General features: G+C 68.0%; 13 protein-coding genes. 9 read left to right on the plus strand and 4 right to left on the minus strand.

Annotation, left to right across the window (positions count from 1 at the left end; genetic code table 11):
• The first annotated feature begins 34 nt into the window (after nt 1-34).
• The 9 genes from gtdA (at nt 35) to ACEU5R_RS04555 (ending at nt 8,278) form a co-directional block, all read left to right on the plus strand.
• Nucleotides 35-1,087: a gentisate 1,2-dioxygenase gene (gene gtdA, locus ACEU5R_RS04515; RefSeq protein ID WP_103272260.1), complete on the plus strand. Its 1,053-nt coding sequence runs from the start codon at nt 35-37 to the stop codon at nt 1,085-1,087.
• A 60-nt stretch (nt 1,088-1,147) separates the two neighbouring features.
• Complete coding sequence (locus ACEU5R_RS04520; protein WP_392409242.1) at nt 1,148-1,846, plus strand: fumarylacetoacetate hydrolase family protein; 699 nt, start codon at nt 1,148-1,150, stop codon at nt 1,844-1,846.
• A 22-nt stretch (nt 1,847-1,868) separates the two neighbouring features.
• Complete coding sequence (maiA, locus tag ACEU5R_RS04525; protein WP_392409243.1) at nt 1,869-2,507, plus strand: maleylacetoacetate isomerase; 639 nt, start codon at nt 1,869-1,871, stop codon at nt 2,505-2,507.
• 15 nt (nt 2,508-2,522) lie between these two features.
• Nucleotides 2,523-2,900 carry a chorismate mutase gene (locus ACEU5R_RS04530; protein WP_103272257.1) on the plus strand — a complete coding sequence of 126 codons (378 nt, stop codon included), beginning with the start codon at nt 2,523-2,525 and terminating at the stop codon, nt 2,898-2,900.
• Nucleotides 2,893-3,876 (plus strand): Bug family tripartite tricarboxylate transporter substrate binding protein, encoded by a 984-nt coding sequence (locus ACEU5R_RS04535; protein ID WP_392409245.1) that lies wholly within the window; start codon nt 2,893-2,895, stop codon nt 3,874-3,876. The genes ACEU5R_RS04530 and ACEU5R_RS04535 overlap by 8 nt, the downstream gene beginning before the upstream one ends.
• Nucleotides 3,877-3,903: 27 nt before the next feature.
• Nucleotides 3,904-5,256: an FAD-dependent oxidoreductase gene (locus ACEU5R_RS04540; RefSeq protein WP_392409247.1), complete on the plus strand. Its 1,353-nt coding sequence runs from the start codon at nt 3,904-3,906 to the stop codon at nt 5,254-5,256.
• Nucleotides 5,257-5,325: 69 nt separating this feature from the next.
• Nucleotides 5,326-6,549: a 3-hydroxybenzoate 6-monooxygenase gene (locus tag ACEU5R_RS04545; RefSeq protein WP_392409248.1), complete on the plus strand. Its 1,224-nt coding sequence runs from the start codon at nt 5,326-5,328 to the stop codon at nt 6,547-6,549.
• Nucleotides 6,550-6,574: 25 nt separating this feature from the next.
• Nucleotides 6,575-7,816: an ABC transporter substrate-binding protein gene (locus ACEU5R_RS04550; RefSeq protein WP_392409249.1), complete on the plus strand. Its 1,242-nt coding sequence runs from the start codon at nt 6,575-6,577 to the stop codon at nt 7,814-7,816.
• Between the two features lie 90 nt (nt 7,817-7,906).
• Nucleotides 7,907-8,278 (plus strand): hypothetical protein, encoded by a 372-nt coding sequence (locus ACEU5R_RS04555; RefSeq protein WP_392409250.1) that lies wholly within the window; start codon nt 7,907-7,909, stop codon nt 8,276-8,278.
• Between the two features lie 79 nt (nt 8,279-8,357).
• Here ACEU5R_RS04555 and ACEU5R_RS04560 read toward each other — a convergent pair whose 3' ends face one another.
• The 4 genes from ACEU5R_RS04560 to ACEU5R_RS04575 form a co-directional block, all read right to left on the minus strand.
• Nucleotides 8,358-9,374 (minus strand): Bug family tripartite tricarboxylate transporter substrate binding protein, encoded by a 1,017-nt coding sequence (locus tag ACEU5R_RS04560; RefSeq protein ID WP_392409251.1) that lies wholly within the window; start codon nt 9,372-9,374, stop codon nt 8,358-8,360.
• 109 nt (nt 9,375-9,483) lie between these two features.
• Nucleotides 9,484-10,224, minus strand: coding sequence for an amino acid ABC transporter ATP-binding protein (locus tag ACEU5R_RS04565; protein WP_103272248.1), 741 nt, complete (start codon nt 10,222-10,224; stop codon nt 9,484-9,486).
• 60 nt (nt 10,225-10,284) lie between these two features.
• Entirely contained in the window at nt 10,285-11,388 is a 1,104-nt protein-coding gene (locus ACEU5R_RS04570; protein ID WP_103272247.1) for an amino acid ABC transporter permease, read from the minus strand.
• Nucleotide 11,389: 1 nt separating this feature from the next.
• Nucleotides 11,390-12,610, minus strand: a complete 1,221-nt coding sequence (locus ACEU5R_RS04575; RefSeq protein ID WP_392409252.1) for an amino acid ABC transporter permease — start codon at nt 12,608-12,610, stop codon at nt 11,390-11,392.
• Nucleotides 12,611-12,661 lie beyond the last annotated feature (51 nt).

Here is a 12,661-nt window from a genome sequence, read left to right on the forward strand (position 1 = left end):
AGCCGGCCTGAACCGGCTCGCCCAGGAGACAAGCATGCAGGACAGCCACACCGCCGGCGCGGATCGCGCCGCCTATTACGCGCGCATCGCCAAGAAGCACATGGCCCCGCTATGGGAGTCGCTGCACAACCTGGTGCCGCGCGAGCCCGCGCCGCGCTGCGTGCCCGCCATCTGGAAGTACGAGGACGTGCGCGCCGACGTCATGGCCTCCGGCGCGCTGATCAGCGCCGAGGAAGCCGTGCGCCGCGTGCTGATCCTGGAGAACCCCGGCCTGCCCGGCCAGGCCAGCATCACGCAAAGCCTGTACGCCGGCCTGCAGCTGATCCTGCCCGGCGAGATCGCGCCCAGCCACCGCCACACCCAATCCGCGCTGCGCTTCATCGTCGAGGGACGCGGCGCCTACACGGCGGTCAATGGCGAGCGCACCACCATGCGCCCCGGCGACTTCATCATCACCCCGTCCTGGACCTGGCATGACCACGGCAACGCCGACAGCGCCGACGGCGGCGAGCCGGTGGTCTGGCTGGACGGCCTGGACATCCCGCTGCTGCGCTTCCTGGACGCGGGCTTTGCCGAGAACTACCCCTCGGCCACCCAGCCCGTCACCCGCCCCGAGGGCGACAGCATGGCGCGCTACGGCCACAACATGGCGCCGGTGCGCCACCAGGCGACGGGCGGCACCTCGCCGATCTTCAACTACCCGTATGAGCGCAGCCGCGAGGCGCTGGATCAGCTCTACCGCCACGGCGAGCTGGACCCCTGGGACGGCGTCAAGCTGCGCTACCTGAACCCTGCCACGGGCGGCTATCCCATGCCCACCATGGCCACCTTCATGCAGCTCCTGCCCGCCGGCTTCCAGGGCAAGACCAGCCGCTGCACCGACTCCACCGTCTACTGCGTGGTGGAGGGCCGCGGCACGGCCCGCATCGGCGAGCAGGAATTCCATTTCGGCCCGCGCGACGTATTCGTGGCGCCGTCCTGGCAGCCGCTGCAGCTGGCGGCGCTGGAAGACGCCACGCTGTTCAGCTATTCCGACCGCCCGGTGCAGGCCGCGCTGGGCGTCTGGCGCGAAGCGCGCGCCGACTGAACGCGCGGCCCCCCGCGCGCCTTTCCGTTTTCCGACAGTCCCGCATCAGAAGGGTGATCCATGTCTTTCGTCTTTGCCCCCGCCGCGCCCGTCGCGGTGCCCGTGGCCGGCAGCGCCGACCGCTATCCCGTGCGCCGCGTCTATTGCGTGGGCCGCAACTACGCCGCCCATGCCCGCGAGATGGGCTTCGACCCGGACCGCGAACCGCCCTTCTTCTTCTGCAAGCCGGCCGATGCCGTGGTGCCGGTGGCCGAAGGCGAGACGCTGTCGCTGCCCTACCCGCCCGAGACCGCCAACCTGCACTATGAAATCGAGCTGGTCGCCGCCATCGGCAAGGGCGGCGCGAACATCGCCGTGGAAAACGCGCTGGACCATGTCTGGGGCTATGCCGTGGGCCTGGACATGACACGCCGCGACCTGCAGATGAAGATGCGCGAGGCCGGCCGCCCCTGGGAGCTGGGCAAGGCCTTCGACCAGAGCGCGCCGATCGGCCCGCTGCGCCCCGCCGCCGCGCTGCCCGACATCGCCCGCACCGGCATCTGGCTGCAGGTCAACGGCCGCGACAAGCAGCGCAGCGACATCGGCAAGCTCATCTGGTCAGTGGCCGAGACCGTGGCCTACCTGTCGAAGTACTTCCGTCTGGAAGCCGGCGACCTGATCTATACCGGCACCCCCGAAGGCGTGGGCCCGGTGGTGCGCGGCGACCTCATGACCGGCGGCGTGGACGGCCTGGGCACGCTCAGCGTGCGCATGGCCTGAGACCTTCCGCGAAGAGCCGCCCATGCAACTGCAAAACTTCTTCAACAGCTCCACCTCGTACCGCGTGCGCATCGCGCTGGCGCTCAAGGGACTGTCCTACGAATACCTGCCGGTGAACCTGCGCAAACAGGAACAGCGCGCCGCCGGATATGTGGCGCTGAACCCGTCCGCCGGCGTGCCGCTGCTGATCGACGGCGACACGCAGCTGTCGCAGTCGCTGGCCATCATCGACTACCTGGACGCCACCCATCCCGAGCCGCGCCTGCTGCCCACGGATGCGATGGCGCGGGCGCGCGTGCTGGAACTGTCGCTGGCCATCGCCTGCGACATCCATCCCGTCAACAACATGCGCATCCTGCGCTACCTGCAGGACGTGCTGGGCGCCAGCGACGCGCAGAAGACCGACTGGTATCGCCACTGGATCGCCGAGGGCATGGCCGCCGTCGAGGCGCTGCTGCAACGCCACGGCCACGGCGCCTATTGCTTCGGCGACGCGCCCACGCTGGCCGACTGCTGCCTGGTGCCCCAGGTGGCCAACGCGCAGCGCATGGGCTGCGATCTGACGCCATACGCCCATGTCATGCGCGTCCATGAGCACTGCGTCGCCCAGCCCGCCTTCCAGCGGGCCGCGCCCGCCCAGCAGCCCGACTACATCCAATAGCCACAGCAGGAAACCATGCAAGAACCCGATACCCAAGGCCGTCCGCTGCGCGAATACCTGGACCCGGACTACCGGCCCCTGTGCGCCACGCTGGCCGACGTGCGCGCCAACATCGACCGGCTGGACGACCAGATCGTCAAGCTGATCGCCGAGCGCGCCATGTACGTGAAGGACGCCGCCCGCTTCAAGCGCGACGCCTACCAGGTCAGCGCCCCGGCGCGCCAGGCCGAAGTCTTTGAAAAGGCGCGCCGCCTGGCCGAGCGCCACAACCAGGGCTTCGCCAATCTGGAGCAGGTGGTCGACGCCGCCTATCGCGCCATGGTGGCGGCCTTCATCGCCAATGAACAGACCTACTTCGATGCCATGAAGGACGCGGGAGACAACCATGCATAAGCCATTGACCCAGGCCGCAAGCGCCGTCGCGCTGGCCCTCGCCGCGCTGGCGCCGCTTGCCGCCGCCCAGGCCCAGGCCTGGCCCAGCCAGCCGCTCAAGGCGCTGGTGCCGTTCGGCCCCGGCTCCAGCCCGGACCAGGTGGCGCGCATCGTCACCGAGAAAGCGGGCGCGCTGCTCGGCCAGAGCATCGTGGTCGAGAACAAGCCCGGCGCCAGCGGCAACATCGGCACCTATGCCATCGCCAATGCCAAGCCCGACGGCTACACCTTCGGCGTGTCCATCACCGGCCCGCTGGTGAACAACACGCTGCTGTTCGACAAGCTGCCCTATGCGCCCGCCACCGACCTGGCGCCGCTGACGCTGGCGGTGCACCAGCCCAACGTGCTGGTGGTGCCGGCCGGTTCCGGCATCGCCAACGTCGGCCAGCTGCTGGACGCGCTGAAGAAGAACCCGGACAAGTACAACTTCCCCTCGACCGGCACGGGCACCGTGTCCCACCTGGCGGTGGAACTGCTGCTGCAGCAGATCGGCGCGCGCGCCACGCATGTGCCCTATCCCTCGTCGCCGGCCGCGCTGACCTCGCTGATGTCGGGCGACACGCAATTCGGCGCGCTGCCGCCCATCGCGGTCATGCCCATGGTCAAGGACGGCAGGCTGAAAGCGCTGGCGGTGACCTCTTCCAAGCGCTCGGCGCTGCTGCCAGAGATTCCCACGCTGGCCGAGGCTGGCGTGCAGGGCATCGAGGGCTCGGCCTGGATCGGCTTCGTCATCTCGTCCAAGGCGCCGGCCGACATCCAGAAGAAACTGTCCGACGCGCTGATCCAGGCGATCCGCGATCCGGAGGTCGCCAAGCGCCTGCAGGCCCAGTTCATGGATCCGGTGGGCGACACGCCCGCGCAGTTCCGCGCCTACATGGACGACGAGCTGCAACGCTGGAGCCCCATCATCAAGAAACTCGGCATCAAGGGCCAGTAGGCGCGCCGCGCCGACAAGGAGACACGGATGCACATCACCGAACCCGCCCGCCAGACCCCGCTGCACGGCGAATACGATGTCGTCGTGCTGGGCGGCGGCCCGGCCGGCCTGCTGGCTGCCGTCAGCGCCGCGCGCAACGGCGCCAGCGTGCTGCTGGTCGAGCGCTATGGCTTCCTGGGCGGCATGGGCACGGCGGCCGGCGTGTCGAACTTCTGCGGCCTGCACGCCAACGTGCGCGGCACGATCCGGCAGGTGGTGCACGGCATGACGGATGAGCTGCTGGACCGCATGCGCGCGCTGGACGGGCTGAACGAGCCTCACCTGATCCTGGGCAAGATCCACGCCCAGGCCTACGACATCTCGGCCCTCAAGTGCGCGGCCGACGGCCTGCTGCGGGACAGCGGCGCCGGCGTCCTGTTCCATGCGCTGGCCACCGGCATGGCGCGCGGCGCCGATGGCGACGTGGACACGCTATTCCTGGAAACCAAGTCGGGCCGCCGCGCGGTGCGCGGCCGCGTCTTCATCGACTGCTCCGGCGACGCCGACCTGGCGGCCTGGGCCGGCCTGCCCTTTGAAAAGGGCGACGCCCACGGCGGCATGCTCTATCCCACGCTGATGTTCAAGGTCGGCAACGTCGACGGCGCGCGGGCGCAGGAAGCCTGGAAGACCATACCGGCGCTGATGGACGCGGCCGCCGCCAGCGGCGAATTCACCTTCCCGCGCCGGGGCGCCATCGTGCGTCCGCAGAAGCACGACTACGAATGGCGGGTCAACGTGACCCAGCTGGCCGATGCCGATGGCGGCGCGGCCGACGGCACCGACGCCGAATCGCTGTCGGCCGGCGAGCTGGAAGGCCGCCGCCAGATCGTGCAGTACCTGGCCTTCCTGCGCGCCAAGGTGCCGGGCTTCGAGCAGGCCTATGTGCTGGACATCGCGCCGCAACTCGGCATCCGCGAAACCCGGCGCATCGTCGGCGAGTACATGCTGACGCAGGACGACGTGCTGGGCTGCGCCGACTTCGACGACAGCATCGGCGTGAACGGCTGGCCGCTGGAGATGCACATGGCCGGCGACGTGAAATGGCTGTGGCCGCCCATTCCCGAATCGCGCGGCTACAACCAGCTGCCCTACCGCATGATGCTGCCGCGACGCGGCGCCGGCGTGGCGCGCAACGTACTGGTGGCCGGCCGCTGCGCGTCCATGACGCACGAGGGCCAGTCGGCCGCGCGCGTCAGCGGCAGCTGCTTCGCGATGGGCGAGGCCGCCGGCGCCGCGGCGGCGCTGGCGTTGAAGGCCGGCACGCTGCCGGCTGAACTGCCCGTGGCGGTCTTGCAGGCGCGCCTGCGCGAGCAAGGCGCGTTCCTGGGCGGCCAGGACTGAACGGGCAACGCCGCCCTCGGCGGTGGCATGAATAATGACGATGGACACAACGGCGGCAGGGGAACAGGCATGAACACGGCAAGGGCGGACAGCGCCGCGCGACAATCGGTCATCGTGGTGGGCGGCGGCATCGGCGGCCTGGCCGCGGCGCTGGCGCTCACGCGCCAGGGCGTGGCGGTGCAACTGCTGGAACAGGCCTCGCGGATCGGCGAGATCGGCGCGGGCATCCAGCTCGGCCCCAACGCCTTCGCGGCGCTGGACGCACTGGGCGTCGGCCGCGCCGCGCGCGAGCGCGCCGTCTTCACCGACCACATCATCATGATGGACGCGGTCGATGCCCGCGAGGTGGTGCGCATCGATACGGGCGAGGACTTCCGCGCCCGTTTCGGCGGCCCCTACGCCGTCATCCACCGCGCCGACATCCACCTGTCCATCCTGGAAGCCGTGCGACAGGACCCGCTGATCCGCTTCCACACCTCCACCCAGATCGCCGACGTGTCGCAGCAAGGCGGGCGCGTCGACGTGGTGGACACGCAGGGCCGCCGCTACCAGGCCGATGCCGTGATCGGCGCCGACGGCGTCAAGTCCGTGATCCGCCAGCGGATGGTGGGCGATCCGGTGCGCGTCACCGGCCATGTGGTCTACCGGGCCGTGGTCGAGCGCGACAACATGCCCGAGGAACTGCGCATCAACGCGCCCGTGCTCTGGGCCGGCCCGCACTGCCACCTGGTCCACTATCCGCTGCGCGGCGGCCAGCAATACAACCTGGTCGTCACCTTCCACAGCCGCGAGCAGGAGGAATGGGGCGTGCGCGACGGCAGCAAGGAAGAAGTGCTGTCGTACTTCCAGGACATACACCCGCGCCCGCACCAGATGCTGGACCGGCCCACTTCGTGGAAGCGCTGGGCCACCGCCGACCGCGAGCCGGTCGAGCACTGGGGCCAGGGACGCGTCACGCTGCTGGGCGACGCCGCGCATCCCATGACCCAGTACATGGCGCAAGGCGCCTGCATGGCGCTGGAAGACGCCGTGACGCTGGGCGAGGCCGTGCGCGCCTGCGGCCATGACCTGGAAGCCGCCTTCCGGCGCTACGAGTCGGTCCGCATCCCGCGCAGCGCCCGCGTGGTCTGGTCCACGCGCGAGATGGGCCGGCTGTATCACGCGCGCGGCGTCGAACGCACCGTGCGCAATTCGCTGTGGACCGGCCGCAGCCAGTCCCAGTTCCAGGACGCGTTGCAATGGCTCTACGGCTGGAAAGTGGAGCAATGCCTCGCGGGACCCATCCAGCCATAGAAAAACAGGCACAGGAGGAGACGACATGAAGCACGCATCGACCCGCGGCGCCGTCCGCATTGCCGCAACACCCGCCACCAACGCGTCCCGACGCGCCGTCCGACGCGTCGCCGCGTCGGCCGTCACGCTGCTGGCGTTGTACGCGCACGCCGCCGGCGCGCAGCAAAAACCCGTGGACATCGGTTTCATCGGCACGCTGTCCACGCCCGCCGGCTATATCGGCGAGGACGAGCGCGACGCCTTCATGCTGGCCGTCCAGGAAGGCGGCGGCAAGCTCGGCGGGGTGCCGGTCAACGTGCGCGTCGAGGATGACGCGCTCAAGCCGGCCAACGCCAAGCAGAGCGCCGACAGGATGGTGCAGAGCGGCGTGCGCCTGTTCACCGGCGTGAACTTCTCGAACGTGCTGGCCGCAGTCGCGCCCGCCGTGCTCAATGCCGGCGGCTTCTACGTCAGCCTGAACGCCGCGCCGTCGAACTACGCCGGCCGCGCCTGCAATCCCAATTATTTCTCGGTGGCGTTCCAGAACGACTCCTACGCCGACACCGCCGGCATGGCCGCCAACGACCTGGGCGCCAGGCGCGTGGTCGTCATGGCGCCCAACTACCAGGCCGGGCGCGACGCCGTGGCCGGTTTCAAGCGCGCCTACAAGGGCGAGATCGTCGAAGAGATCTACACCAAGCTCGATCAATCAGATTTCTCGGTGGAACTGGCGCGCATCCGTTCGCTGGATCCGGACGCGCTGTTCCAGTTCCATCCCGGCGGCGCGGGCATCAACCTGACCAAGCAGTTCGCCAATTCCGGGCTGGCCGGCAAGATCAAGATGATCACGCCGATCTACTCGATGGACGACCGCATGCTGGCCGCCACCGGCAGCGCCGGCAAGGGCTTCTACCTGAGTTCGCTGTGGAGCGCCGATCTGGACAATCCGCAGAACAAGCACTTCGTCGACGCCTTCACCAAGGCCTACAAGCGCGCGCCCACCGCCTACGCGGCCCAGGCCTACGACACGGCCAACCTGATCGGATCCGGCCTGAAGGCGGTCGGCGGCGACATCGCCGGCAAGCCCGACGCATTCCGCGACGCGCTGCGCCGCGCCGACTTCCCCAGCGTGCGCGGCAAGTTCAGGTTCGGCCCCAACCAGCACCCGGTGCAGGACTGGTACCTGCTGCACATCGAGGAAGGCGCGGACGGCAAGCTGGTCTACAAGAACGTCAAGGTGCTGGCGCGCGACCACACCGACGTGCACGCGGCCGAGTGCAAGATGTAGATCGAGGCAGGACAGGCGTGGCGGCAGACAAATGCGTGGCGGGACCGTAGTATTCGGAACCTTCCGCATCGCATAGGACACAACGCCGCCATGCCCATCGCCCGAGCCGACTCCTGGAAGCGCCTGCCGGCGCCCGCCAAGCGCGCCGACCTGCCCTTCGACGCCGTCTACGACGCCGACCAGTACGCGCGCCTGCGCCAGGGCCTGATCCCGCAGGAGATGGAAGACAAGTGGTTCATCTACCTGGAAGACGGCCAGCTGTGCCTGCACCGCAGCTGGACCGGCACCTGGATCTATGCGCTGCGGCTGGAGCCCGAGGGCGCCAGCTGGCGCGCGGCGGGCGCCTGGGTCAACCGCGACCCTGACCAATACGGCTGCACCAACCTGGACGTGGACCGCCAGCAGCTGGCGCGGTTGATCGACGGTCTGCTGAGCGCCCCGCTCGACGGCGCGAACGACTGAACCGGCGCACCAACATCAAAACGCGAAATGAAAACGGCCCGGCGCTTGGGACGCCGGGCCGTGGATGCTTCTTGCCGTATCAGTTCAGGCTGGCGCCCGAGATCTTGACGATCTCCTGGTACTTGGCCTTTTCATTCTTGACGAATCCGGCGAAGGCTTCGGGCGTCATCGGGCCCGCTTCCGAACCCATGGTCAGCAGGCGCTGCTTGACGTCGTCCTGCTTCATCGCGTCGGCATAGGCCTGGTTCAGCTTGGCGACCACCGGCGCGGGCGTGCCGCCCGTGGTGAAGACGCCGAACCAGGTACCCAGGTCGAAGCCCTGGACGCCGGACTCTTCCACGGTGGGCACATCGGCCAGCAACGAGGAGCGCTTGGCGGTGGTCACGGCCAGCGCCTTGACCTTGCCATCCTTGATCAGCGGCGCGGACGCGGCCAGGTTATCGAACATGAAGTCCGACTGGCCCGACAGCAGCGCCAGCTGCGCGGGCGCGGCGCCTTGGTAGGGAATGTGCTCGACGCTGATGCCGGCGCGCGCCTTGAGCAGCTCGCCGGACAGGTGGCCGGCGCTGCCGTTGCCGCCCGAGCCGTAGTTCAGCTTGCCGGGATTCTTCTTGGCGTAATCGATCAGATCGGCCAGCTTCTCGATCTTGTTCTTCTGCGCGAACTCGACGTTCATGACCAGCACGTTCGGCACCGAGGCCACGATGGTGACCGGCGCGAAGTCCTTGACCGGGTCATACGGCAGGTTGGCGAACAGCCAGGGGTTGATGGCGTGGGTCGCCACCGCGCCCATGACCAGCGTGTAGCCGTCGGCCGGCGCCTTGGCCACCAGGTCGGCGCCGATGTTGCCGCCCGCGCCAGAGCGGTTCTCGACGATGACGGGCTGGCCCAGCGAGCCGCGCACCTTCTCGGCCAGCATGCGGGCCATGGTGTCGAGCGGGCCGCCGGGCGGGTAAGGCACCACGAAGCGCAGCGGCTTGGTGGGGAAATCGGTGTTCTGGGCCTGGGCGGGCGCGCCGAAGGACAGCGCGGCGGCCAGCGCCACGGCGCCGCTCAGCAGGACGCGACGGACGGCGCTGCGGGGGGCTTGGTTCATGGGGTCTTGCTCCTGTCTACGCTTGAATGGCGGCTCGTAGCATACCGCAGCGGCCCGACGATGAAAAAACCGCCCGAAGGCGGCTTTTTCATGCCGGATTCGCCGCCCGTCAATGCAGGATCTGGCTCAGGAACAGCTTGGTGCGTTCGTTCTGCGGATTGTCGAAGAACTCGTCCGGGCTGTTCTGCTCGATGATCTCGCCACGGTCCATGAAGATGACGCGGTTGGCCACCTTGCGCGCGAAGCCCATTTCGTGGGTCACGCACAGCATGGTCATGCCGCTTTCCTGGGCCAGGCTCACCATCACGTCCAGCACTTCCTTGACCATTTCGGGGTCGAGCGCCGAGGTCGGCTCATCGAACAGCATGATCTTGGGGCTCATGCACAGCGAACGCGCGATGGCCACGCGCTGCTGCTGGCCGCCGGACAGCTGGCCGGGAAACTTCTTGGCCTGGTCGGGGATGCGCACGCGCTCCAGATACTTCATGGCCGTGGCCTCGGCCTCGGCGCGCGGCTTCTTCAGCACCCACATGGGGCCCAGCGTCAGGTTCTCCAGCACCGTCAGGTGCGGGAACAGGTTGAAGTGCTGGAACACCATGCCCACGTCCTTGCGGATCGTCTCGATGTGCTTGAGGTCGTTGGTGAGCTCGGTGCCGTCCACAATGATGTGGCCCTTCTGGTGCTCTTCCAGCCGGTTGATGCAACGGATCATGGTGGACTTGCCGGAACCCGACGGTCCGCAGACCACGATGCGTTCCCCCGGCGCCACGTCCAGGTTGATGTTGCGCAAAACGTGGAACTGGCCGTACCACTTGTTCACGTCCTGCAAACGAATGATGGCATCAGACATGCCTGTACTCCCGTAGATATCGCTGTGCGCGCCCGCCTCGCGGCGGACGCGCGGTAGTGGCTAGCGCGCGTGGCCAGTGGCCAGTCGCCGTTCCAGCGCCTGGCTGTATTTGGACATGGAAAAGCAGAACACGAAGTAGATGAGCGAGATGAACAGGTACGCCTCCACCCCGAACCCGCGCCATGCCGCGTCGGACAGGGCCGCCTTGGCCGCGAGCGTCAGGTCGAAGATGCCGATGATCACCACCAGCGAGGTGTCCTTGAACAGCGCGATGAAGATGCTCACCAGCGGCGGGATCACGATCTTCAGCGCCTGCGGCAGGATGATCTTGCGCATCTGCTGCCAGTAGTTCAGGCCCAGCGAATCCGCGCCTTCGTACTGCCCCTTGGGGATCGCCTGCAAACCGCCGCGCACGGTCTCGGCGATGTAGGCCGCCGCGAACATGATGATGGCGATCTGCGCGCGCAGCAGCTTGTCGATGGAGAAGCCTTCCGGCAGGAACAGCGGCAGCATCACCGAGGACATGAACAGCAGACTGATCAGCGGCACGCCCCGGATCAGCTCGATGTACACGACGCACAGCGCCTTGATCGCCGGCATCTTCGAGCGCCGGCCCAGGGCCAGCAGCACGCCGATGGGGAAGGCGAAGGCGATGCCGAAGGTCGACAGGATCAACGTGAGCGGCAGACCGCCCCAACGCGCGTTCTCGACGTAGCTCAGGCCGAACACGCCGCCCCACATCAGGAGCGCGACGGCCGTCAGGCCGACGGTCCAGATCAGGGCCAGCTTCCAGTTCCAGAAACGGCGGATGCCGCTGCACACGATCACCGCCACCAGGATGATGGTGGCGATCAGCGGGCGCCATTGCTCGTCGAACGGATAGGTGCCGAACAGGATCAACCGGTGCTTTTCAATGATGAAGGCCCAGCAGGCTCCGCCCACCGACTGGCGGCATTCCTGGGCGTTGCTGGCCGTGTAGTTGGCCTTGATGAAGGCCCACTCCACCAGCGCCGGCACCGCCATCAGCAGGAACCAGGCGGCCAGCACCGTGATGAGGATGTTCAGCGGCGAGGAAAACAGGCGGCTGCGCAGCCAGGCCCAGAGGCCGGTATGCGTCTTGGGCGGCGGCAGGCCTTCACTGGGGGTATGCGTAGTGCTGCTCATCTCAACGCTCCACCAGCGCGATGCGCTTGTTGTACCAGTTCATGAAAATCGAGATCGACAGGCTGACCGTCAGGTAGGCTGCCATGATGATGAGGATGCCCTCGATCGCCTGGCCCGTCTGGTTCAGCGTGGTGTTGACCACCGACACGATGTCCGGATAGCCGATGGCCACGGCCAGCGAGCTGTTCTTGGTCAGGTTCAGGTACTGGCTGGTCATCGGCGGGATGATCACGCGCAGCGCCTGCGGCAACACCACCAGGCGCAGCACCAGCGGACGGCGCAGGCCCAGCGAGCCGGCCGCTTCCCACTGGCCGTTGTTCACCGCCTGGATGCCCGAGCGCACCACTTCGGCGATGAAGGCCGAGGTGTAGATCACCAGGCCGGCCAGCAGCGCGGCGAATTCCGGCGACAGCGTAAGGCCGCCCGAGAAGTTGAAGCCCTTCAGTTCCGGCATGTCCAGCGTCAGCGAGGCGCCGCTGGCCAGCCAGCCGGCCAGCGGGCCGAGCACGATCAGGCCGATGGCGGCGCGGCCCAGCGGGAACACGCGTCCGGTGGCTTCCTGGCGCTTCCTGCCCCAGTGGCCCAGGAACAGGATGGCGACGATGGCCACGGCCAGCCCGACCAGCATCCAGTCCAGCGAGTTGCCCTCCAGCCCCGGCACCTTCAGGCCGCGGTTGGAGATGAACACGCCCGGCAGCGGGTTGTGCGCCTGGCGCGGACCCGGCATGTTTTCCGTGATCAGCGCGTACCAGAAGAACAGCTGCAGCAGCAGCGGCACGTTGCGCATAACCTCGACGTAGATCGAAGTGATCTTGGCGATCAGCCAGTTCTTCGACAGCCGGCCGATGCCGATCAGCGTGCCGAGGAGGGTGGCCAGCACGATGCCGATGACCGCCACGCGCAGGGTGTTGAGCAGACCGACCCAGATGGCGCGGCCATAAGTGTCGGCGGGTGTGTAGGAAACCAGTGTCTCGCCGATGGCGAAGCCGGCCTCGCGATTGAGGAAGCCGAAACCGGTGGCGATGTTGCGCACCGCCAGGTTGTGCAGGGTGTTCGATACCAGGAACCACACGGCCAGCGCTACAGCGCCCAGCGCAACCACCTGATACACCACCGCCCGCACGCCCGGATCGTTCCAGTTCAGCCGCCGCTTGGGAGCAAGCTGGGCGCCCGCGGAAGGCCGCGGCGCCGGCTGATGGGCATTATTGTTGGAATTCGTCATGAATCACTTCTACAGAAGTCGGATACCGGGCGGCGGCGCCTTGCGGGTCGC

Source organism: Achromobacter sp. 413638 (assembly GCF_043119405.1).
In the GTDB taxonomy this organism is placed as follows: Bacteria; Pseudomonadota; Gammaproteobacteria; order Burkholderiales; family Burkholderiaceae_B; genus Achromobacter.